Origin of the sequence: Pseudomonas cichorii, from assembly GCF_019719005.1 — a bacterium.
Lineage (GTDB): Bacteria > Pseudomonadota > Gammaproteobacteria > Pseudomonadales > Pseudomonadaceae > Aquipseudomonas > Aquipseudomonas cichorii_E.
In genome coordinates, this window is the sequence record NZ_JAIGPJ010000011.1 from 119,333 (window position 1) to 139,277 (window position 19,945).

The following is a 19,945-nucleotide window of genomic DNA, read 5'->3' on the forward strand; positions in this document are numbered from 1 at the left end:
CCGCGAGGGCGCTATGGACAACAACGATTCACTGGGTGACTTCGAGTCAACCCTGAAGAAACACGCGCAGGAGCTGGTTACCAGCCTTGAAAAAGGCCGTTTCGGTGATGCCGTGCAATTGATCCATGAGCTCAACCAGGCTCGTGACCGTGGCCTGTATCAGGAAGTCGGCAAGCTGACTCGCGAACTGCATAGTGCGATCGTCAATTTTCATATTGACCCGAACATGCCGCAAGCCGAAGAAGTGTCCCAGATCACTGATGCCGCCGATCGTCTGTCGTATGTTGTGAGACTGACCGAGAATGCGGCCAACCGCACGATGGATCTGGTCGAGCAGAGTACGCCGCTGATGAACGGCTTGAGTGATGATGCCAAGTCGCTGAGCGCTGACTGGGGTCGTTTCATGCGTCGCGAGATCGGCGCTGAAGAGTTTCGCGACCTTGCCAAGCGTGTTGACGGTTTTCTGTCCCGCACAGAGACAGAAGCTCATACCGTTGCCAGCCATCTCAATGACATTCTGCTGGCCCAGGATTATCAGGATCTGACCGGTCAGGTGATCAAGCGCGTTACGCAGCTGGTCACTGAAGTCGAAAGCAATCTGCTCAAACTGGTCCTCATGGCCAGTCATGTCGACCGCTTTGCGGGTATCGAACATGACGAAAAAGCGATCCTTGCTGAAAAAGATCCTAAAAAACATATCACGCAGGGTGAAGGTCCGCAGATTCATGCCGATAAACGTGAAGACGTCGTATCCGGACAGGATGATGTAGACGATCTGCTATCGAGCCTTGGCTTCTAGGTCTGTTGACGGTTAATTTTAGGGAGCACCCCAATGAGCTTCGGCGCCGATGAAGAGATCCTTCAGGATTTTCTGGTAGAGGCCGGCGAAATTCTGGAGCAGTTGTCTGAACAGTTGGTCGAGCTGGAAAGCCGACCAGATGATGCGGATCTGCTCAATGCAATTTTTCGCGGTTTTCACACTGTAAAAGGGGGCGCCGGCTTCCTCCAGCTCAATGAGCTGGTGGAGTGCTGCCACATCGCCGAAAACGTGTTCGACATCCTTCGCAAGGGAGAGCGCCGCGTTGACGCCGAATTGATGGACGTGGTCCTTGAAGCTCTGGATACAGTCAACAGCATGTTCGGTCAGGTGCGCGAGCGCACCGACCTTACACCTGCGACTCCAGAACTGCTGGCTGCGCTGTCACGTCTTGCCGAGCCGCAATCGGCCGAGCAGGCCGAGGCTGCGCCGCCACCACCTCCGGTCGTTGAGGCGGCTCCTGTAGAGCCAGCCGCAAGCGACGACATCACTGACGCCGAGTTCGAGCATCTGCTCGATACCATGAGCGCTGCCAAGGCCGATGCAGCACCTGCTGCGGCGGCACAGGCTCCTGCGGCGGCCAGCGATGAAATCACCGATCAGGAATTCGAATCGCTGCTCGACCAGTTGCATGGCAAGGGCCAGTTTGCGCCTGATGCCGTCGCGGCTCCTGCGCCTGCTCCCGTAGCGGCTGCTCCGAGCAGTGGCGCTGCACCTGCCAGCGATGAAATCACTGACGACGAATTTGAAGCCTTGCTCGATCAGTTGCATGGCAAGGGCTCGTTCGATGCCAGTGTCGCTGCAGCTCCGGTTGCAGCAGCGGCTGCCCCGGCACCTGCCAAGGCTGCCGCGCCTGCTGCCAAGGCTGCCAGTGATGAAATCACCGATCACGAGTTCGAGAACCTGCTGGATGAGCTGCATGGCAAAGGCAAGTTCGAGCCTCAAGCCGTTGCCGCCAATGTGGCAGCCGCTGCGCCTCCACCGCCACCACCACCTGCAGCAGTAGCCAAACCGGCTGCCGCTGCGGCACCTGCGGCCAAACCGGCAGCGCCTGCTGCGGCCCCGGCCCCGGCTCGCGCACCTGCTGCTGGCGGTGTAGGTGAAAAGCCTGTGGCCTCCGAAGCGGAAACCACCGTACGGGTCGATACTGCGCGTCTGGACGAGATCATGAACATGGTCGGCGAACTGGTGCTGGTACGTAACCGTCTGGTTCGCCTGGGTCTCAACAGTGGCGATGAAGCCATGTCCAAGGCCGTATCGAACCTGGATGTGGTCACCGCCGACCTGCAGACCGCGGTGATGAAGACCCGGATGCAGCCGATCAAGAAAGTCTTCGGCCGCTTCCCGCGACTGGTTCGCGACCTGGCGCGTCAGCTCAAGAAGGAAATCAACCTGGAGCTGGTCGGTGAAGAAACCGACCTGGACAAGAACCTCGTAGAGGCGCTTGCCGACCCGTTGGTCCACTTGGTGCGCAACGCGGTAGACCACGGTATCGAAATGCCTGAAGAGCGTGAAGCTTCTGGCAAGTCACGTGGCGGGCGAGTGATTCTTTCTGCCGAGCAGGAGGGTGACCATATCCTGCTGTCGATTTCCGATGACGGCAAGGGCATGGATCCCAACGTTCTGCGCGCTATCGCTGTGAAGCGGGGCGTGATGGACAAGGATGCTGCCGACCGTCTGAGCGATACCGACTGCTACAACCTGATCTTCGCACCGGGCTTCTCGACCAAATCCGAGATTTCCGACATCTCCGGACGCGGCGTGGGCATGGACGTGGTGAAAACCAAGATTGCCCAGCTCAACGGTACGATCAACATCTACTCCACCAAGGGCCAGGGCTCCAAGATTGTCATCAAGGTGCCTCTGACTCTGGCAATCATGCCGACCCTGATGGTCATGTTGGGCAACCAGGCTTTTGCCTTCCCGTTGGTCAACGTGAACGAAATCTTCCACCTGGACCTGTCGACCACCAACGTCGTCGATGGCCAGGAAGTCGTGATCGTTCGTGACAAGGCCCTGCCACTGTTCTATCTCAAGCGCTGGCTGATCAGCTCTGCCGCCCATGAAGAACAGCATGAAGGCCATGTGGTGATCCTTTCGGTGGGTACCCAGCGTATCGGCTTCGTGGTCGATCAGCTGGTCGGTCAGGAAGAAGTGGTTATCAAACCGCTGGGCAAGATGTTGCAAGGTACGCCAGGCATGTCGGGCGCCACCATCACCGGTGACGGTCGCATCGCCCTGATTCTGGATGTACCGAGCATGCTCAAGCGTTACGCCGCACGGCGTATTTGATTCTGGGGTCGCGGGCAGCGCAAGCTGCCTGCTGCGCCTATTGGAGTGTTTATGGCAGTCAAGGTCCTGGTGGTGGATGATTCCGGTTTCTTCCGCCGCCGCGTATCGGAAATTCTTTCTTCGGACCCCAACATCCAGGTCGTCGGTACGGCGACAAATGGCAAAGAAGCAATCGAACAGGCTCTGGCGCTCAAGCCCGATGTGATCACCATGGACTACGAAATGCCGATGATGGATGGCATTACGTCGGTTCGACACATCATGCAGCGCATCCCGACTCCGGTCCTGATGTTCTCTTCACTGACCCATGAAGGTGCCCGCGTTACGCTGGATGCCCTGGACGCCGGTGCAGTGGACTTCCTGCCCAAGAATTTCGAAGACATTTCGCGTAACCCGACGAAGGTCAAGCAACTGCTGTGCGAGAAGATCAACAGTATCGCGCGCAGCAATCGTCGTTTCAGTGGCGTGAGTTTGCCAGCCCCTGCATCGGCTGCGCCAGCACCGGCTTCGGCTGCTGCACCAGCCCGCGCGCCCGTGCCGCCAGCCCGTACCGTGCCGTCGCGCACGGCACCCGCGCCAGCAGCCCATGCGCCAGCTCATCACGCACCGGCTCCCCATGCCCACTCGGGCGCGCCCAAGCGCAAGGCCTACAAGCTGGTGGCCATCGGCACGTCCACGGGCGGTCCGGTGGCATTGCAGCGGGTTTTGACCCAGTTGCCTGCCAATTTCCCGGCACCTCTGGTCCTGATCCAGCACATGCCCGCAGCGTTCACCAAGGCATTTGCCGAGCGTCTGGACAAGCTGTGCAAGATCAGCGTCAAGGAAGCGGAGGATGGCGACATCCTGCGTCCGGGCCTGGCGTTGCTGGCACCGGGCGGCAAGCAGATGATGGTGGATGGCCGTGGCGCGGTGAAAATCCTGCCGGGTGACGAACGCCTCAATTACAAACCCTGTGTGGACATCACCTTCGGTTCGGCTTCCAAGTCCTATGGCGACAAGGTGCTGGCTGTGGTGTTGACCGGCATGGGCGCCGACGGCCGTGAAGGTGCCCGCCTGCTCAAGCAGGGCGGCAGCAGCGTCTGGGCGCAGGACGAGGCGAGCTGTGTGATCTACGGCATGCCGATGGCCATTGTCAAAGCCGATCTGGCGGATGCGATCTACAGCCTTGACGATATAGGTCGGCATCTGGTCGAGGCCTGTATCTGATGGATGTACTGAGCCTTATCGGTCTTATCCTGGCGTTCGTTGCCATCATTGGTGGCAACTTCCTGGAGGGCGGGCACCTGAGTGCTCTGCTTAACGGCCCGGCCGCCTTGATTGTGGTGGGCGGTACGCTGGGTGCTTCGCTGTTGCAGTCGTCGATGGGCGCTTTCAAGCGGGCGATGCAAATCGTTGGCTGGATTCTGTTCCCGCCACGTATCGATCTGGCTGGCGGTGTCGATCGGGTGATTGGCTGGAGCCTGACCGCTCGCAAGGAAGGTCTGCTGGGACTGGAAACGGTTGCCGATACCGAACCCGACAATTATGCCCGCAAGGGCCTGCAGTTGCTGGTGGACGGTGCCGAGCCCGAGGCGATTCGCAGTATTCTGGAAGTGGATCTCATCACCCAGGAAACCCGCGACATCCAGGCGGCCAAGGTGTTTGAAAGCATGGGCGGCTATGCGCCGACCGTGGGTATCATCGGTGCGGTCATGGGCCTGATCCATGTGATGGGCAACCTGGCTGATCCAAGCCAGCTGGGCAGCGGGATCGCGGTGGCTTTCGTGGCGACCATTTACGGTGTTGCCATGGCCAACCTGATTCTCTTGCCGGTGGCCAACAAGCTCAAGGCCATTGCTCATCGTCAGGCCCGTTATCGGGAAATGCTGCTCGAAGGCCTGCTTTCCATTGCCGAGGGTGAAAACCCGCGCTCCATCGAACTCAAGCTGCAAGGCTTCATGGAGTAATGCCGCATGGCTCGCCGTCGTCCACCCGAAGAGCACGAGAATCATGAACGCTGGCTGGTTTCCTATGCCGACTTCATTACGCTGCTGTTTGCCTTTTTCGTGGTGATGTACTCGATTTCGTCCATCAACGAAGGCAAGTACAAGATTCTGTCCCAGGCGCTGGTCGGCGTATTCAACGACGCCGAGCGCACCATGAAGCCCATTCCCATCGGCGAGCAGCGCCCGGTGAGCGTCACGCCTGCCCAGCCGTTGATCAAGGAAAGCGAGCAGACCGATGCCGGTATCGGCCAGAAGTCTGACGATCCGTTGCAGACCATCGCCGACAATGTGCGCGATGCCTTTGGTGACCTGATCAAGTCCGACCAGATGACCGTGCGCGGCAACGAGCTGTGGATCGAGATCGAGCTCAACTCCAGCCTGTTGTTCGGCAGTGGCGATGCGATGCCCAGCGACAAGGCGTTCACCATCATCGAAAAGGTGGCCGGGATCGTCAAACGCTTCGATAACCCTATCCACGTGGAAGGTTTCACCGACGATCAGCCGATCAGTACCGCTCAGTACCCCACCAACTGGGAACTGTCGTCGGCCCGGTCCGCGAGCATCGTGCGCATGCTTGCCATGGACGGTGTCAACCCTGCCAGACTGGCTTCGGTGGGCTATGGCGAGTTCCAGCCGATTGCAACCAATACCACGACGGCGGGGCGTGCAAAGAACCGTCGCGTGGTGCTGGTCATCTCGCGCAACCTCGATGTTCGGCGTAGTCTGACCAGCACCGGCACGGCCAATGCACAACCTGATGCAGCTTTGAGGCGTGCTGGCACACAAACTGCACCTGTGCCAGCAAAGCCGCCGGTACGAGCGAACGCCGTCAATTCTCCGTCACCCGCCCTCTAGCAGTCGTTATCGATATGGTCGTCGTTGTGCGGAAGGAAAAACATCAATGAGAGTCTGGGCAGTAGCCAATCAGAAAGGTGGAGTCGGCAAGACCACTACGACCATTGCCCTGGCCGGATTACTGGCTGACGCGGGCAAGCGCGTGGTCGTGGTCGATCTTGACCCCCACGGCTCCATGACCAGCTACTTCGGGCATAACCCCGACGAGCTTGAACACAGTGTCTTCGATCTGTTCCTGCACAAAGGCTCGGTCCCTGACGGGTTGCCCGGCCAGTTGTTGCTGCCGACCAGCGATGAACGTATTTCCCTGCTGCCTTCGAGCACGGCCCTGGCGACCCTTGAGCGCCAGTCGCCGGGGCAGAGCGGTCTGGGCCTGGTCATCGCCAAGAGCCTTGCGCAGTTGTGGCAGGATTTTGACTATGCCCTGATCGACAGTCCGCCCTTGCTGGGCGTCCTGATGGTCAACGCCCTGGCTGCGAGTCAGCAGCTGGCGATTCCGGTACAGACCGAGTTCCTGGCCGTCAAAGGCCTGGAGCGCATGGTCAATACCCTGGCGATGATCAACCGTTCTCGCAAGACACCGTTGCCGTACACCATCGTGCCGACCCTGTTCGACCGTCGGACCCAGGCTTCCATGGGCACGCTCAAGCTGTTGCGCGACAGTTTTCCCGATCACGTCTGGAAAGCCTACGTGCCAGTGGATACACGCCTGCGCGATGCCAGCCGGGCCGGCGTCACGCCTTCGCAGAACGACGGCAAGAGCCGTGGTGTCATGGCTTACCGTGCGCTGCTCAAACACATGCTCTCCGAGCAGCTTACGGCTCAGGTGGCTTGACGTGCGTCCTTACTCTTTCTGTGCAGCCCGCTCAAGTCAGGCCTCCATGCGGCCGATAAGCTTATCAGGTGGCACTCGCTCCATTTTTTGTTGGGCCCCGGTATGAACCGCCCTTTAGAAGTTGCTACACGGCCAAAACTGGCATTGCAGTCGTATCTCGACTCCTTGCTCCAGGATGCCACTGAAGAACTGGAAGAACCGTCGGATACCATTGACGAGTTCCAGGCTGCGGTGCTCGAAGAGCAGGCCCTCGATGCGCGCAGGCAGCAGGTCAAACCCGTTGCAGTGGCCGTTGCGGCACCCGCTCCGGTGGCTGTACCCGTTGCAGTAGCAGCGCCGGTTGTTGTGCCGGTGGTGACACCTGTCGAGGTACCTGTAGAGGTGCCGGCGCCGGTGGTCGTTGCCGAAGTTGCAGTGCCGAAAGTGGAAGTGGTCGAGCCTGTCGTCCAGTTGAGCACCCTGGGTGAACAACGCACGCCGACTCCACCGCCGAACCGGGAAGGGCGTCCGGCCTGGGCCGACGAGCCTTTCGAGTGTCTGTTGTTTGATGTAGCGGGTTTGACGCTGGCCGTACCGCTGATATGCCTGGGGTCGATCTACCCTCTGGCAGGCCAGGAATTGACACCCCTGTTCGGGCAGCCGGACTGGTTTCTCGGGATACTGCCCAGCCAGGCAGGCAACCTGAAAGTATTGGATACAGCGCGCTGGATCATGCCTGATCGCTACCGCGACGATTTTCGCCAGGGATTGCAGTACGTGATCTCGGTTCAAGGCTACGAGTGGGGGCTGGCAGTGCATCAGGTCAGCCGTTCATTGCGCCTCGATCCGGCCGAGATCAAATGGCGAGGCCATCGTGGTCAGCGTCCATGGCTGGCGGGAACAGTGATCGAGCATATGTGCGCGTTGGTAGATGTTGCAGAGTTGGCCGAGTTGATAGCCAGTGGCGCGGTCAAGCAGTTGAACAAATCGAGATAATCATGGGTTGGCGCCAGAGGCGTTGCCCGCAGAGTACACACGTGAGGGGTTAGCGGTATGAATAAGACGTCTGCACAAGGTTCCGAAGATCCTATCCTGCAGTGGGTGACTTTCCGCCTGGACAATGAGTCGTACGGCATCAACGTGATGCAGGTCCAGGAAGTGCTGCGTTACACCGAAATCGCTCCTGTGCCGGGTGCGCCAAGCTACGTGCTGGGCATCATCAACCTGCGCGGTAACGTCGTGACCGTGATCGACACCCGTCAGCGCTTCGGCCTGGCTCCGGTGGAAGTCAGCGACAACACCCGTATCGTGATCATCGAAGCCGACAAGCAAGTCGTCGGTATTCTGGTCGACAGCGTGGCTGAAGTGGTTTACCTGCGTCAGTCCGAAGTCGAAACCGCGCCAAACGTGGGCAACGACGAAACCGCCAAATTCATTCAGGGCGTCTGCAACAAGAACGGCGAGCTGCTGATTCTGGTCGAGCTGGACAAGATGATGTCCGAAGAAGAGTGGTCCGAGCTGGAGAACATCTGATTGATTCTTGAGGCGGCAGTTGTCTTCCTGGGCATTCTCTGGGTCGTGACCCTGGGAATGTTCCTGGCTCATACCAAACGTCAGCGGGTTCTTGACGCTGAGCGTGATGAGGCCAGTGCCTTGCGGGACCAGCGGATCCGGGAGTTGGCCAAGCGTGTGGACACCTTCCAGAACGGCACGGTGCGCATGGGGGAAGACCTGCATGAGTTGCGTGCGATGGTTGCACCGCTGCCTGACAAGCTTACGGCACTCGAACAGCGCGATCCCTCCACGCTGTCCTTCGCCCAGGCAGCACGCCTGGTTGGCATGGGTGCAAGTGTCGATGAGCTGACTCAATCCTGTGGCCTGACCCAGGCCGAAGCGCAATTGATGAGCAAGTTGCATCGTCATACTGCGGATCAATAGCTAGCCTGATTGCCCCTTTCGCGAATGAATTCGCTCCTACGAACTCCGTAGGAGCGAATTCATTCGCGAAGGTGCCCGTACTGTTACCGAGGCGTGATATCCCGCTCGATCGGCGGCGCATTCGGGTCCTGGCCTGCCGGGAACTTGCCTTTGAGGTGCCAGGCAAAGGCGATGATTTCGGCGATGGTCAGGTACAGCTGCTCGGGGATGCTGTCGCCCAGTTCCAGGCGCGCCAGCAATTTGACCAGCTCGGCATTTTCGTAGATCGGGACTTCGTGCTCCCTGGCAATCGCCAGAATCGCTTCCGCCAGTTGATCGTCGCCCTTGGCGCTCAGGGTCGGGGCTTGTTGGCCGTCGTAGGTCAGGGCGATAGCCTGGCGCGGCATGTGGTCAGGTAGGCTCATCAGGCGTTCTCGTCGATCCAGCGTTGTTCGAGTGTGGTGCGCGGGCCTTGTGGAGGAACCCCCTGGCTGCAAGCCAGTTCGCCCACCGCCAGACCGCAGGCGAGCAACCGTTCCCGCAGATAACCCAGCTCCTGGCCGATCAGGGCCGCACTACCGGGGCGCTCTGCCCACAGATGGCTCGACAGCGTGCCGCTGATCAACTGCGCACTGACCTGCAAAGGCCCCAACGGCTCCATATCGAAGGCCAGGTCGATGCGCCACAGCTTTTCCCGTGGCCCTTTGACGTCGTTGCCATCCTGATCCTCGGTGGTTTCCTGTTCCGGCGCCTCTTCACGCTGCATCTTGACCTGCAAGGGCACGATGTCGTGGGCGTTGCGCATCGGCACTTCCATTTGCCAGGTGGTGACCTGTGTTCCGTCGGCGTTGGTGCGGGTCTGTTCCAGGCCACCCAGTTGATGGCTTTGCAGACGTGACACCGCAGCCGCCGCGAGTTTGAGCAGCAGTTCCAGATCTTCTTCTTTCTCGCCACCGCTCACATCGCGGGAGGGGAGAGGGAAGCCGGTCGGTTGCGGGCGCGGAGCGACCAGCCCCAGCGTACCCAAGGCATTGCGGATAGTGCTGGGGATGACTCGGGTCAGCATGTTGGACGCAGCCGCCGCATTGTACGAAGCATTGTCCGGCAGCTCGGGCAGAACCTGCGCGATCAGACGCATCAGGTTGGCCTTCATGTCCGGCGCCAGCGACGGGCTCAGGCCCGCCAGCAGCTTGGCCTCCATGAACATGCCGCTGGCATTGAGGGCTTGTGCGACATTGCCCGGCGTTCTCATCTGCTCGACATCGGGAATGCTGGCCAGTATCTGGTTGATGCTGGCCTGCAACGGCGCGGGAATCGAAGGGTTGGAGCGCGGCAGGTTCTGCAGGGCCGCTATCAGGTTTTCCAGCGAGCCCTGGCGATTCTGCTGAGTGGCCAGTTGCTGCGCGACGGCCAGTTGATCGAGACGGCCGGGCAGGGGCACGAAGTTCAACGACTGGTTGCCCTGCACCTGAGCGCTGAGCAGGCTGCCGACGGTCAGCGGCTTGGGGCTCTCGATGGTCAGAATAGTGCCGGCCTGAGCGGTATTGAGCAGCATCACGATCGAGCGATAGCTCTGCGCCCCGGCCAGTTGATTGACGAGCTGGCTGGTCATGACCTTGCCTTGCAGCAGGGAACCCACCGGTAATTGTTTGAGATCGATGCTGGTTTGCGAGTTTTTCAACGCATTGTTGATCTGCTGCAAGGTCAGGGTCAGTTCGTTGGGCGAAGCTTGTGCCACTTGCAGCGTGGTGCCGGGCGTGAAGGGCAGGCTGCTGTTGACCGGCAGGTTAGTCTGGCTACCATTGCTGAGGGCCAGCCTGAGCAGTAACTGGAATTGCTGATTGACCTGTTTGAGGGTCAGCACCTCGGCTTCGGCGGTCTGGCCTTCGGGCACGAGATTTTCTGCCGCTTGCAGCAAGGTCAGGACCTGCGCCTGAGTCACTGTCGCCTTCAACAGGGCCGTAGGCGGTGTAGCGGCAGGAACGCTGGTGATATCACCTGTCATTGAATCTCGACCTGTGGAAGTTGCCCTCTTGGTATCAGGACACACATGTATAATGCCGGCCACGCATGGCCCGGAGATAAAGTTGCACCAATGTAACGGCTGTTTCAATGCCGACTTGAACCGTCCCTTTTTCTGTCTGCGCCCTGTACGTTGTCTCTCGACGTGTCAACGCCATGCTGGAAGCTATCGATGACCCTTGCGACACCTCTTCTGGAAGCAATCAGCCTGTCTTGTGAACGTGACTGGCGCATGCTGTTCGAGAACCTTGAATTGCGCCTCGAAACGGGTGCCATGGTGCAGATCAGCGGCCCCAACGGGAGTGGCAAGACCAGCCTTCTCAGGTTGTTGTCCGGCCTGATGCAGCCTACAACCGGAGAAGTCCGCCTCAATGGTCAGCCCCTCGAAGGCCAGCGTGCGGAGCTTGCCCGCAACCTGCTGTGGATCGGCCATGCCGCTGGTATCAAGGACCTGCTGACGCCGGCAGAAAACCTCAGTTGGCTCTGTGCCTTGCATCAACCGGTGCAGGCGCCTGATATCTGGCAAGCGCTCGGTGCCGTGGGTTTGCAGGGTTTCGAGGACGTGCCGTGCCATACCCTCTCCGCCGGTCAGCAGCGTCGAGTCGCACTGGCGCGCCTGTATCTGGCGGCGCCGCCGATCTGGATTCTCGACGAGCCTTTCACCGCCCTGGACAAGCAGGGTGTCGCGCAACTGGAAAACCATCTGGCCCAACACTGCGAACAAGGCGGAATGATCGTCATGACCACCCATCACACACTGAGCCGCATGCCTGCGGGTTATCGGGATATTGATCTGGGACAGTGGTCAGTATGAGCAATGTATTTACCCTGCTGCTGACACGTGAGGCGCGTCTGCTTGTGCGTCGCCCGGCGGAGCTGCTCAACCCACTGGTCTTTTTCGCTATCGTGATTGCATTGTTCCCTCTGGCGGTCGGCCCGCAGACTCAATTGTTGCAAACCTTGTCGCCAGGGCTGCTCTGGGTCGCGGCGCTTTTATCGGTCCTGCTCTCGCTGGACGGCTTGTTCCGCAGTGATTTCGAGGACGGCTCACTGGAGCAGTGGGTCCTTTCGCCACACCCTCTGGCGCTTCTTGTCCTTGCCAAAGTACTGGCACACTGGGTTTTTTCCGGGCTGGCACTGGTATTGTTGGCACCGCTGCTGGCACTCATGCTCGGCTTGCCCACTCAATGCCTGCCGGTCCTGCTGTTTTCCCTATTGCTGGGGACGCCGGTGCTGAGCTTGCTGGGGGCAGTCGGTGCCGCGCTGACAGTCGGTTTGAAGCGCGGTGGCCTGTTACTGGCCCTGTTGATCCTGCCGTTATATATCCCGGTGCTGATTCTGGGCAGTGGCGCATTGCAAGCTGCCCTGCAAGGCATGCCGGCAACCGGTTATCTACTCTGGCTTGGCAGCCTGACCGCTTTGGCTGTAACCCTGACACCCTTTGCAATAGCCGCCGGCCTGAAGATCAGCGTCGGCGAATAATTGAGGTTCTGAGGCTGGCCAATGCCAGCCATCAGTAAAAACCCGGAATGCACCGTGATGAAAAGCAGCGTGATGAAAAACAGCATCAGTTGGGCCTGGTTTCACAAGCTCGGTTCGCCGAAGTGGTTTTACGGTATCAGTGGGCGCATGTTGCCCTGGCTGAGCGTTGCCGCCGTGCTGTTGATCGGCACCGGCACGGTCTGGGGCCTGGCCTTCGCGCCGCCTGACTATCAGCAGGGCAACAGCTTTCGCATCATTTATATCCACGTTCCCTCTGCCATGCTGGCCCAGTCCTGCTACGTGATGCTGGCGGTCTGTGGCGTGGTCGGTCTGGTCTGGAAGATGAAACTGGCCGATGTCGCGCTGCAGAGCGCCGCGCCCATCGGGGCCTGGATGACCGCCCTGGCACTGGTCACCGGCGCCATCTGGGGCAAGCCGACCTGGGGTTCATGGTGGGTGTGGGATGCGCGGCTGACGTCCATGCTGATCCTGCTGTTTCTGTACTTCGGCCTGATCGCTCTCGGTAACGCCATCACCAACCGCGACAGCGCCGCCAAGGCCTGTGCAGTGCTGGCCATCGTCGGCGTCGTGAACATTCCGATCATCAAATACTCGGTGGAGTGGTGGAACACTCTGCATCAGGGCGCGACCTTCACCCTGACGGAAAAACCGACCATGCCCGCTGAAATGTGGCTGCCACTGCTGTTCACCACCCTGGGTTTCTACTGCTTCTTCGGTGCAGTCCTGCTGGTGCGCATGCGCCTTGAAGTGCTCAAGCGCGAGTCGCGTGCCAGTTGGGTGAAAGCCGAAATCCTCAACAGCCTGGGTCAGAGTCCGACCTCTTCAAACAGCGGAGGCGCACAGTGAGTTTCGAGTCATTCGCTGATTTTCTGGCCATGGGCCGTCATGGCCTGTTCGTCTGGTCGGCTTACGGTATCTGCCTGTTCGTGCTGATTCTCAACGTGGCGCTGCCATTACTGGCGCGTCGGCGTTACCTGCAACAAGAGGCGCGTCGTCTGCGCTGGGAGAGCAAGAAGTGAATCCGCTGCGCAAGAAGCGTCTGTTGATCATCCTCGCCATACTGGCCGGGGTCGGCATTGCCCTGGCCCTGGCGCTCAGTGCCCTGAAGGAAAACATCAACCTGTTTTACACCCCGACTCAGATCGCCAACGGCGAAGCGCCGCTGGATACGCGCATCCGGGCAGGCGGAATGGTGGAGAAGGGCTCGCTGCAACGTTCGGCCGACTCGCTGGATGTGCGCTTTGTCGTCACCGACTTCAGCAAATCCGTGACCATCACCTATCGCGGCATCCTGCCGGACCTGTTCCGTGAAGGGCAGGGCATCGTTGCGCTGGGCAAGCTCAATGCTGAAGGTGTGGTAGTGGCCGATGAAGTGCTGGCCAAGCATGACGAGAAGTACATGCCGCCCGAAGTGACCAAGGCGTTGCAGGAAAGCGGGCAGTCCGCTCCGGCTCCATCCCCCACACCATCGAAGCAGGGTTGAGCCATGATTCCTGAACTCGGCCATCTGGCCATGATTCTGGCGCTGTGCCTGTCTGTCGTGCAGGCCATCGTGCCGCTGCTGGGGGCCTGGCGAGGCGACCGCCTCTGGATGGGGCTGGCGCGTCCCGCAGCCTGGGGGCAATTCAGCTTTCTGGTCTTTGCGTTCGGCTGCCTGACGTATGCCTTCATGGTCGACGATTTTTCGGTGGCCTACGTCGCGCAGAACTCCAACAGCGCCTTGCCCTGGTATTACAAGTTCAGCGCCGTCTGGGGTGCCCATGAAGGCTCCTTGCTGCTCTGGGCCTTGATCCTCAGCGGCTGGACCTTTGCCGTATCGGTCTTCTCCCGACAATTGCCACAGATCATGCTGGCGCGGGTGCTGGCAGTGATGGGCATGATCAGTGTCGGCTTTCTGTCGTTCCTGATCCTGACCTCCAACCCGTTCTCGCGCATCCTGCCGCAGGTGCCGGCCAATGGCCGGGATCTCAACCCGTTGTTGCAGGACATCGGCCTGATCGTGCATCCGCCGATGCTGTACATGGGCTATGTCGGTTTCTCTGTGGCCTTCGCCTTTGCCATCGCCGCCTTGCTGGGCGGGCGTCTGGATGCGGCCTGGGCGCGCTGGTCGCGTCCGTGGACCATTGTCGCCTGGGCATTCCTGGGGATCGGCATCACCCTGGGTTCCTGGTGGGCCTATTACGAACTGGGTTGGGGCGGCTGGTGGTTCTGGGACCCGGTAGAAAATGCCTCCTTCATGCCTTGGCTGGTGGGTACGGCGCTGATTCACTCGCTGGCGGTCACCGAAAAACGCGGCGTCTTCAAAAGCTGGACGGTCTTGCTGGCCATTGCGGCGTTTTCCCTGAGTCTGCTGGGGACTTTCCTGGTGCGCTCCGGCGTGCTGACCTCCGTGCATGCTTTCGCCTCCGATCCGGAGCGTGGCGTGTTCATCCTGATCTTCCTGCTGATGGTGGTCGGTGGCTCGCTGACGCTGTTCGCTGTCCGTGCCCCGGTGGTGAAAAGCCAGGTCGGCTTTGGCCTATGGTCCCGGGAGACGCTGCTGCTGGGCAATAACCTGGTGCTGGTGGTCGCTGCGTCCATGATTCTGCTCGGAACCCTGTACCCATTGGTGCTCGATGCCGTGAGCGGCGCCAAGATGTCCGTTGGTCCGCCGTACTTCAATGCGCTGTTCGTGCCGCTGATGGGGTTGTTGATGGTGGTGATGGCGGTCGGCGTGCTGGTGCGCTGGAAAGACACGCCCCTCAAATGGCTGGTGAGCATGCTGGCCCCGGTACTGATCGGCAGTGCGGTATTGGCGGTTATTGCCGGTTTCGTACTGGGTGATTTCCATTGGGCGGTGATGGCCACCTTCATGCTGGCAGCCTGGGTGCTGCTGGCGGGTGTTCGTGACCTGCTGGACAAGACGCGTCACAAAGGCCTGCTCAAGGGCGCTCGCGGCCTGAGCCGCAGCTATTGGGGCATGCAGCTGGCGCACATCGGGATTGCGGTCTGCGCCCTGGGCGTCGTGCTGTCGAGCCAGAACAGCGCCGAGCGGGATTTGCGCCTGGCACCTGGCGAGTCCACCGAGCTGGGCGGCTATCAGTTCGTATTCGAGGGGGCCAGGCACTACGAAGGGCCGAACTTCACCTCGGATCGCGGCACTGTGCGGGTCTTGCAGGACGGCAAGGTCATTTCGACGCTGCACCCGGAAAAGCGTCTCTACACCGTGCAGCAATCGATGATGACCGAAGCGGGTATCGACGCCGGTTTCACCCGCGATCTGTATGTCGCCCTTGGCGAGCCCTTGGGCAACGGTGCCTGGGCGGTGCGCGTCCACGTCAAACCGTTCGTGCGCTGGATCTGGTTCGGCGGCTTGCTGACCGGCCTTGGCGGCATCCTTGCGGCCATGGACAGACGCTACCGGGTAAAGGTCAAAAACAAAGTGAGTGACGCGCTGGGCATGACGGGAGCAGCGGTATGAAGCGTTGGATCATGGTGCTGCCACTGGCAATCTTTCTGGTTGTCGCAGTGTTTCTCTATCGCGGTCTGTACCTGGACCCCGCCGAGCTGCCTTCGGCGCTGATCGACAAGCCGTTCCCCGAGTTTTCCCTGCCGCAGGTCGAAAGTGACAAGGTATTGACCCGCGCCGACCTGCTGGGCAAACCGGCACTGGTGAACGTCTGGGGAACCTGGTGCGTCGCCTGTCGCGTAGAGCATCCGGTGCTCAACAAGCTGATGCAGCAAGGCGTGGTGATCTACGGCATCAACTACAAGGATGTAAATGCCGACGCGATCAAGTGGCTCAAGGACTTCCACAATCCCTATCAGCTCAATATCCGCGATGAAGCGGGCACTCTGGGCGTGAATCTGGGCGTCTATGGCGCGCCAGAAACCTTCCTGATCGACAGCAAGGGCATCATCCGCCACAAATACGTCGGCGTGATCGACGAGACAGTCTGGCGAGACAAACTGGCCGGCCTGTATCAGGCGCTGGTCGATGAGGCCAGGCCATGAAGCGCTGGTTGACTGCCGCTGTCCTGAGCCTGGGCCTTGTCGGCTTCGCCCAAGGGGCCATCGATGCCTATCAGTTTCGCGACGAAGCCGAGCGTGCCCGTTACAGCGAACTGACCAAGGAACTGCGCTGCCCCAAATGCCAGAACCAGGACCTCGCCGACTCCAACGCACCGATTGCCGCCGACCTGCGCAAGGAAATCTACCGCATGCTCGGTGAAGGCCAGAGCAATCAGCAGATCGTCGAGTTCATGGTCAATCGTTACGGCGAATTCGTGCGCTACAACCCGCAACTCAGCTCGCGCACCTGGCTGCTCTGGTTCGGCCCGGCCGGGTTGCTGCTTGTGGGGCTGGTTGTTATTGGCGTGATCGTTGGTCGTCGTCGCAGTGAGCAACGCGAAGAAGCCGATGTTCTTTCCGACGAGGAGCGTCAGCGCCTCGCCCATCTGTTGGATAAAAACCGAGAATGATCGATTTCTGGATGGCAGCCGGCCTGCTGTTGCTGGCGGCCCTGAGTTTCTTGTTGATCCCGGTCCTGCGCGGTCGTCATGTGCAACCCGAAGAGGACCGCACCGCCCTTAACGTTGCGTTGTATCAAGAGCGCGTGGCCGAGTTGCAAGGCCAGCAGGAGGAGGGCGTGCTGTCCGCCGCGCAGATGCAGAGCGGTCGTTCGGAAGCGGCGCGGGAGCTGCTGGCCGATACCGAAGACACCGGCCCCGTGCGCCCCTCGCGTCTGGGCAAGGCTTTGCCTTTGCTGGCGGCGGTACTTATGCCGGCTCTGGGCCTGGGCCTTTATCTGCATTACGGAGCCAGCGACAAGGTCGAACTGGCCCGTGAGTTCTCTCAGCCGCCGACCTCCCTGGCCGACATGACCCGCCGTCTGGAGCGCACCGTCGAAGCTCAGCCGGACTCTGCCGAGGGCTTCTACTTCCTGGCCCGCAGCTACATGGCCCAGGAGCGTCCGGGCGATGCGGCAAAAATGCTCGAGCGTGCCGTAGCCTTGGCCGGACGTCAGCCGGAACTGCTGGGGCAATGGGCTCAGGCGCTGTATTTCGCCAGCGATAAGCAATTCACGCCTCAGGTTCAGGCCTTGACCGACGAAGCCCTCAAGGCCGACCCGCGAGAAGCCACCAGCCTTGGGCTGCTGGGGATCGCCGCCTTTGAAAGCGAGCGCTATCAGATCGCCGTAGATTACTGGACCCGCCTGCTGGGCGTCTTGCCCCCGCAAGACCCGTCACGTCAGGCATTGGAAGGCGGTATTGCCCGCGCCCGTGAAAACCTTGGTATCAAAGCTGCTCCTGACGTGGCCGATGCTGCACGTATCAAGGTGCGCGTGGACCTGGCACCAGCGCTCAAGGCCAGTGTGCAGCCGGACGACAGCGTGTTCATCTTTGCCCGCGCCGTGAATGGCCCACCGGCACCTCTGGCGGTCAAGCGCATCACCGTGGCCGACCTGCCAGCGCAGGTCGAACTGGGTGATTCCGACGCAATGATGCCGCAACTGAAACTGTCGAACTTTGCGCAAGTCCAACTGGTTGCACGGGTGTCCCGTGCAGGGCAGCCAACCACCGGTGAGTGGATCGGCCGCAGCCAGCCACTGGCCAGTAGCATTACGGCGCAGCAGGCCTTAACTATCGACAGTCCTGACAAATAGAGAGTCGCTTATGTACCGCACCGCACGCATTACCTTATTGGGTCTGGCTCTTGGTTTGAGTGCTTGTGCGGTTCAGCCACCCGAACCCCATGGCCAGGAACCCATCCAGTCCTTGCCCGGCGGCCAGCAACCCGGCAGCCCACGCCCGACCACCCCCAAAACCCCGCCCAAGGCCCCGGCACCCGCGCCGAAAACCTCCGCCAGCTTCGCCCCGCCACCGGGCGGCAACAGCCACTGGGATGCGCGCATGGGCGTGTACGTGATGGACGAACAACCCAACACCTTCTACCGCCAGCGCACCTACTACCAATGGAATAACGGCTGGAGCTGGTCCACCCATCCCGATGGCCCATGGCAGGCGACTGATGCCAGCGGGGTTCCGGCGGGGTTGGGGAGGCAGTTCAGTAATTGATTGGGTGATCCGCGGGTAGGAGCGGATTGATCCGCGAGACGTCATTGAACTCGATACATTTTCTTCGGATGTATGGGCCTCTCGCGAATGAATTCGCTCCTACCGCGGTGGTGTCAGCGCGGCTCTACCCGTTCCAGCGAGCGGTCGAGTTCGGTTCGGGCCATGCCGATCAGGTGTACGACGGAAAAGGCCAGGTCGCGTTTCGGGCCGTTGAGGCTGTCGCCGGATTCGTAGGCGGTGGCGGCTGCGCAACGCAGCAGATCGGAGACGTGTAGCAGGGATTCTTCGAGTGTATTGCCTGGCGGATCGGGGGTTACTTTTTTCATGATGATTTCTTCCTTGGTCAGGCCACCGGACAATCGCTGCTAAACGATTGAGGGTGGCGGCTTTGTCGCGGGTTAGCAGACCGGGGAAAAATCACCAAAAACCGGCGCACCCGAAGGTGCCCCACGCAAAGCCGCCATAAGCGGTACTTTTGCATGGTGATTTATGTCCTGAGGGCTGCTAAACCCGATCACTGATGAGCAGTGACCGACACAGCCTAGAGAGCCAAAAACACCCATGCAAGGGGGGAAGATTTTCTAGGAAAGTTCATGCGCATGAAAGGGATAAGCCTGTAAGAAATGTCCTATATTCACGGCATTTCGTGGGCTTGGGTGACACGAAAATCTGGCAGGAGTACACCGTACTCACTGCCAGACTGTTCAGTTACAAGGTGATCTTGCCAGTCGCTGTCCAGTTCGCGATAGGCGTGGTGCCTACGTTTTCTATGCGGTAGCGGTAGGTGCCTGCAGTGGGGGCGTAAAAGCTCAGGGTTGAGCCTCCAAGGCTGGTCGTGCTGGAAATGACGGTCCAGGTGGAGCCGTTCTGTTTCTCGAAAATGTGTTTGATGTTGTTGGTGACAAAACGTGACGACAAGTCCTGGAACGTGAAGCTCTGTGTTCCTGAGCATGAGCTGTTGTAGGGACCATAGACAACGGTTTCACCCTGGGGGTAAACATTGGAGCCGCTACGGGTGAGGCTGAAGTTGACACAAACAGCATAGGCATTGCTTGTGGCAAATATGGCAGTCGCACAGAGTGCCAGGAAAGTCTTCTTGAGCATGTGTAAATCCTTTTGGTGTTGGCAATGATTTAAGTTTTAAACTTTCAATCAGGCGTAGCAGTATTCCTTTTTTAAAAAAGGTATTATTTTTGTTAAAAGTATAAAGGGCTTTAATAATCGATGAGATTAGAACGTGCCCGGAATGGTGAACAAGGTGACTCGGCCACTCATTGTCCAGTTCGCGATTCGTGAGGTGCCGACGTTTTCTATCCGATAACGGTAAGTGCCGTTAGTGCTGATGAAAAAGCTTTTGGTGACAGATGCTGCGCCGGTGCTGGTGCTGCTGGAAACGACGGTCCAGGTGGAGCCGTTCTGTTTCTCGAAAATATGCTTGATCGAGTTATTGCTGTTTGTCGCGGACAAGTCCTGGAAGGTGAAGCTCTGTGGTCCGGCACATGAAATGCTGTAAGGGCCATAGACAATGGCATCGCCTTGGGCGAGAATATTGGCGCCACTGCCGTTGACGTTGAGGTTGGCACAAGCGGCATGGGCATTACCCGTAGCCAGTACGGCAGTTGCAAAGAGAGTCAGGCAGGTCTTCTTGAACATGTGTAAATCCTTTTGGTGTTGGCGATGATTT

The 19,945-nt window shown here is 59.7% G+C and carries 24 protein-coding genes; 19 read left to right on the forward strand and 5 right to left on the reverse strand.

The features are described from left to right. Positions 1-13: 13 nt before the first annotated feature. From K5D32_RS11170 to K5D32_RS11210, 9 genes are all read left to right on the forward strand, one after another. Entirely contained in the window at positions 14-799 is a 786-nt protein-coding gene (locus K5D32_RS11170) for a protein phosphatase CheZ (RefSeq protein WP_200993339.1), read from the forward strand. Positions 800-832: 33 nt separating this feature from the next. After that, positions 833-3,109 carry a chemotaxis protein CheA gene (locus K5D32_RS11175; RefSeq protein WP_221600260.1) on the forward strand — a complete coding sequence of 759 codons (2,277 nt, stop codon included), beginning with the start codon at positions 833-835 and terminating at the stop codon, positions 3,107-3,109. A 51-nt stretch (positions 3,110-3,160) separates the two neighbouring features. Further along, entirely contained in the window at positions 3,161-4,315 is a 1,155-nt protein-coding gene (locus K5D32_RS11180; RefSeq protein WP_221600262.1) for a chemotaxis response regulator protein-glutamate methylesterase, read from the forward strand. Beyond that, complete coding sequence (locus tag K5D32_RS11185; RefSeq protein WP_221575706.1) at positions 4,315-5,055, forward strand: flagellar motor protein; 741 nt, start codon at positions 4,315-4,317, stop codon at positions 5,053-5,055. The genes K5D32_RS11180 and K5D32_RS11185 overlap by 1 nt, the downstream gene beginning before the upstream one ends. A gap of 6 nt (positions 5,056-5,061) precedes the next feature. After that, positions 5,062-5,949, forward strand: coding sequence for a flagellar motor protein MotD (gene motD, locus K5D32_RS11190; RefSeq protein ID WP_198728510.1), 888 nt, complete (start codon positions 5,062-5,064; stop codon positions 5,947-5,949). A gap of 46 nt (positions 5,950-5,995) precedes the next feature. Beyond that, a complete protein-coding gene (locus K5D32_RS11195) occupies positions 5,996-6,784 on the forward strand; it encodes a ParA family protein (RefSeq protein WP_221575707.1) in 789 nt (262 codons plus the stop codon). Positions 6,785-6,886: 102 nt separating this feature from the next. Next, positions 6,887-7,759 carry a CheW domain-containing protein gene (locus K5D32_RS11200; protein WP_221596108.1) on the forward strand — a complete coding sequence of 291 codons (873 nt, stop codon included), beginning with the start codon at positions 6,887-6,889 and terminating at the stop codon, positions 7,757-7,759. A gap of 57 nt (positions 7,760-7,816) precedes the next feature. Beyond that, positions 7,817-8,296 carry a chemotaxis protein CheW gene (locus tag K5D32_RS11205; RefSeq protein ID WP_025260867.1) on the forward strand — a complete coding sequence of 160 codons (480 nt, stop codon included), beginning with the start codon at positions 7,817-7,819 and terminating at the stop codon, positions 8,294-8,296. After that, positions 8,297-8,701 carry a DUF2802 domain-containing protein gene (locus tag K5D32_RS11210; RefSeq protein ID WP_221575709.1) on the forward strand — a complete coding sequence of 135 codons (405 nt, stop codon included), beginning with the start codon at positions 8,297-8,299 and terminating at the stop codon, positions 8,699-8,701. Positions 8,702-8,784: 83 nt separating this feature from the next. Here K5D32_RS11210 and K5D32_RS11215 read toward each other — a convergent pair whose 3' ends face one another. Together K5D32_RS11215 and K5D32_RS11220 are read right to left on the reverse strand one after the other, a co-directional pair. Then, on the reverse strand, positions 8,785-9,105 hold the full coding sequence (locus tag K5D32_RS11215; protein WP_221575710.1) for an EscU/YscU/HrcU family type III secretion system export apparatus switch protein: 321 nt from the start codon (positions 9,103-9,105) through the stop codon (positions 8,785-8,787). Continuing rightward, complete coding sequence (locus K5D32_RS11220; RefSeq protein ID WP_221575711.1) at positions 9,105-10,685, reverse strand: flagellar hook-length control protein FliK; 1,581 nt, start codon at positions 10,683-10,685, stop codon at positions 9,105-9,107. The genes K5D32_RS11215 and K5D32_RS11220 overlap by 1 nt, the downstream gene beginning before the upstream one ends. A gap of 189 nt (positions 10,686-10,874) precedes the next feature. On the opposite strand from K5D32_RS11220, the gene ccmA reads away from it, so the two are divergent. The 10 genes from ccmA to K5D32_RS11270 all read left to right on the forward strand — a co-directional run bounded on the left by ccmA (position 10,875) and on the right by K5D32_RS11270 (position 18,261). Further along, complete coding sequence (gene ccmA, locus K5D32_RS11225; RefSeq protein ID WP_221575712.1) at positions 10,875-11,516, forward strand: cytochrome c biogenesis heme-transporting ATPase CcmA; 642 nt, start codon at positions 10,875-10,877, stop codon at positions 11,514-11,516. Then, entirely contained in the window at positions 11,513-12,184 is a 672-nt protein-coding gene (gene ccmB, locus K5D32_RS11230) for a heme exporter protein CcmB (protein WP_221575713.1), read from the forward strand. The genes ccmA and ccmB overlap by 4 nt, the downstream gene beginning before the upstream one ends. Positions 12,185-12,256: 72 nt before the next feature. Next, positions 12,257-13,051, forward strand: a complete 795-nt coding sequence (locus tag K5D32_RS11235; RefSeq protein WP_221600295.1) for a heme ABC transporter permease — start codon at positions 12,257-12,259, stop codon at positions 13,049-13,051. Further along, positions 13,048-13,224 carry a heme exporter protein CcmD gene (gene ccmD, locus K5D32_RS11240; protein ID WP_025260860.1) on the forward strand — a complete coding sequence of 59 codons (177 nt, stop codon included), beginning with the start codon at positions 13,048-13,050 and terminating at the stop codon, positions 13,222-13,224. The genes K5D32_RS11235 and ccmD overlap by 4 nt, the downstream gene beginning before the upstream one ends. Further along, positions 13,221-13,688 carry a cytochrome c maturation protein CcmE gene (ccmE, locus tag K5D32_RS11245; RefSeq protein ID WP_198728518.1) on the forward strand — a complete coding sequence of 156 codons (468 nt, stop codon included), beginning with the start codon at positions 13,221-13,223 and terminating at the stop codon, positions 13,686-13,688. The genes ccmD and ccmE overlap by 4 nt, the downstream gene beginning before the upstream one ends. Before the next feature lie 3 nt (positions 13,689-13,691). Beyond that, positions 13,692-15,665: a heme lyase CcmF/NrfE family subunit gene (locus K5D32_RS11250; protein ID WP_221596106.1), complete on the forward strand. Its 1,974-nt coding sequence runs from the start codon at positions 13,692-13,694 to the stop codon at positions 15,663-15,665. Next, positions 15,662-16,198 (forward strand): DsbE family thiol:disulfide interchange protein, encoded by a 537-nt coding sequence (locus tag K5D32_RS11255; RefSeq protein WP_221575715.1) that lies wholly within the window; start codon positions 15,662-15,664, stop codon positions 16,196-16,198. The genes K5D32_RS11250 and K5D32_RS11255 overlap by 4 nt, the downstream gene beginning before the upstream one ends. Then, positions 16,195-16,665, forward strand: a complete 471-nt coding sequence (locus tag K5D32_RS11260) for a cytochrome c-type biogenesis protein (protein ID WP_221575716.1) — start codon at positions 16,195-16,197, stop codon at positions 16,663-16,665. Before K5D32_RS11255 ends, K5D32_RS11260 begins: the two co-directional genes overlap by 4 nt. Next, positions 16,662-17,849: a c-type cytochrome biogenesis protein CcmI gene (ccmI, locus tag K5D32_RS11265; RefSeq protein ID WP_221600265.1), complete on the forward strand. Its 1,188-nt coding sequence runs from the start codon at positions 16,662-16,664 to the stop codon at positions 17,847-17,849. The genes K5D32_RS11260 and ccmI overlap by 4 nt, the downstream gene beginning before the upstream one ends. 10 nt (positions 17,850-17,859) lie before the next feature. Next, entirely contained in the window at positions 17,860-18,261 is a 402-nt protein-coding gene (locus K5D32_RS11270) for a hypothetical protein (RefSeq protein ID WP_221575718.1), read from the forward strand. 113 nt (positions 18,262-18,374) lie between these two features. Here the strand turns inward: K5D32_RS11270 and K5D32_RS11275 are convergent, their stop codons facing one another. From K5D32_RS11275 to K5D32_RS11285, 3 genes are all read right to left on the reverse strand, one after another. Beyond that, positions 18,375-18,587, reverse strand: a complete 213-nt coding sequence (locus tag K5D32_RS11275; protein ID WP_025260852.1) for a DUF6124 family protein — start codon at positions 18,585-18,587, stop codon at positions 18,375-18,377. 382 nt (positions 18,588-18,969) lie between these two features. Beyond that, on the reverse strand, positions 18,970-19,365 hold the full coding sequence (locus K5D32_RS11280; protein WP_221575719.1) for a hypothetical protein: 396 nt from the start codon (positions 19,363-19,365) through the stop codon (positions 18,970-18,972). Between the two features lie 126 nt (positions 19,366-19,491). Next, positions 19,492-19,914 (reverse strand): hypothetical protein, encoded by a 423-nt coding sequence (locus K5D32_RS11285; RefSeq protein ID WP_221600267.1) that lies wholly within the window; start codon positions 19,912-19,914, stop codon positions 19,492-19,494. Between the last annotated feature and the right edge of the window lie 31 nt (positions 19,915-19,945).

Coding starts and splice junctions, on each gene's coding strand:
- ccmB (WP_221575713.1), top strand. CDS start 11,513: ATGAGCAATGTATTTACCCTGCTGCTGACACGTGAGGCGCGTCTGCTT.
- K5D32_RS11275 (WP_025260852.1), bottom strand. CDS start 18,587: ATGAAAAAAGTAACCCCCGATCCGCCAGGCAATACACTCGAAGAATCC.
- motD (WP_198728510.1), top strand. CDS start 5,062: ATGGCTCGCCGTCGTCCACCCGAAGAGCACGAGAATCATGAACGCTGG.
- K5D32_RS11180 (WP_221600262.1), top strand. CDS start 3,161: ATGGCAGTCAAGGTCCTGGTGGTGGATGATTCCGGTTTCTTCCGCCGC.
- K5D32_RS11175 (WP_221600260.1), top strand. CDS start 833: ATGAGCTTCGGCGCCGATGAAGAGATCCTTCAGGATTTTCTGGTAGAG.
- K5D32_RS11220 (WP_221575711.1), bottom strand. CDS start 10,685: ATGACAGGTGATATCACCAGCGTTCCTGCCGCTACACCGCCTACGGCC.
- K5D32_RS11215 (WP_221575710.1), bottom strand. CDS start 9,105: ATGAGCCTACCTGACCACATGCCGCGCCAGGCTATCGCCCTGACCTAC.
- K5D32_RS11285 (WP_221600267.1), bottom strand. CDS start 19,914: ATGTTCAAGAAGACCTGCCTGACTCTCTTTGCAACTGCCGTACTGGCT.
- ccmA (WP_221575712.1), top strand. CDS start 10,875: ATGACCCTTGCGACACCTCTTCTGGAAGCAATCAGCCTGTCTTGTGAA.
- K5D32_RS11270 (WP_221575718.1), top strand. CDS start 17,860: ATGTACCGCACCGCACGCATTACCTTATTGGGTCTGGCTCTTGGTTTG.
- K5D32_RS11170 (WP_200993339.1), top strand. CDS start 14: ATGGACAACAACGATTCACTGGGTGACTTCGAGTCAACCCTGAAGAAA.
- K5D32_RS11250 (WP_221596106.1), top strand. CDS start 13,692: ATGATTCCTGAACTCGGCCATCTGGCCATGATTCTGGCGCTGTGCCTG.
- K5D32_RS11280 (WP_221575719.1), bottom strand. CDS start 19,365: ATGCTCAAGAAGACTTTCCTGGCACTCTGTGCGACTGCCATATTTGCC.
- K5D32_RS11255 (WP_221575715.1), top strand. CDS start 15,662: ATGAAGCGTTGGATCATGGTGCTGCCACTGGCAATCTTTCTGGTTGTC.
- K5D32_RS11235 (WP_221600295.1), top strand. CDS start 12,257: ATGAAAAACAGCATCAGTTGGGCCTGGTTTCACAAGCTCGGTTCGCCG.
- K5D32_RS11195 (WP_221575707.1), top strand. CDS start 5,996: ATGAGAGTCTGGGCAGTAGCCAATCAGAAAGGTGGAGTCGGCAAGACC.
- K5D32_RS11200 (WP_221596108.1), top strand. CDS start 6,887: ATGAACCGCCCTTTAGAAGTTGCTACACGGCCAAAACTGGCATTGCAG.
- K5D32_RS11260 (WP_221575716.1), top strand. CDS start 16,195: ATGAAGCGCTGGTTGACTGCCGCTGTCCTGAGCCTGGGCCTTGTCGGC.
- K5D32_RS11185 (WP_221575706.1), top strand. CDS start 4,315: ATGGATGTACTGAGCCTTATCGGTCTTATCCTGGCGTTCGTTGCCATC.
- K5D32_RS11205 (WP_025260867.1), top strand. CDS start 7,817: ATGAATAAGACGTCTGCACAAGGTTCCGAAGATCCTATCCTGCAGTGG.
- ccmI (WP_221600265.1), top strand. CDS start 16,662: ATGATCGATTTCTGGATGGCAGCCGGCCTGCTGTTGCTGGCGGCCCTG.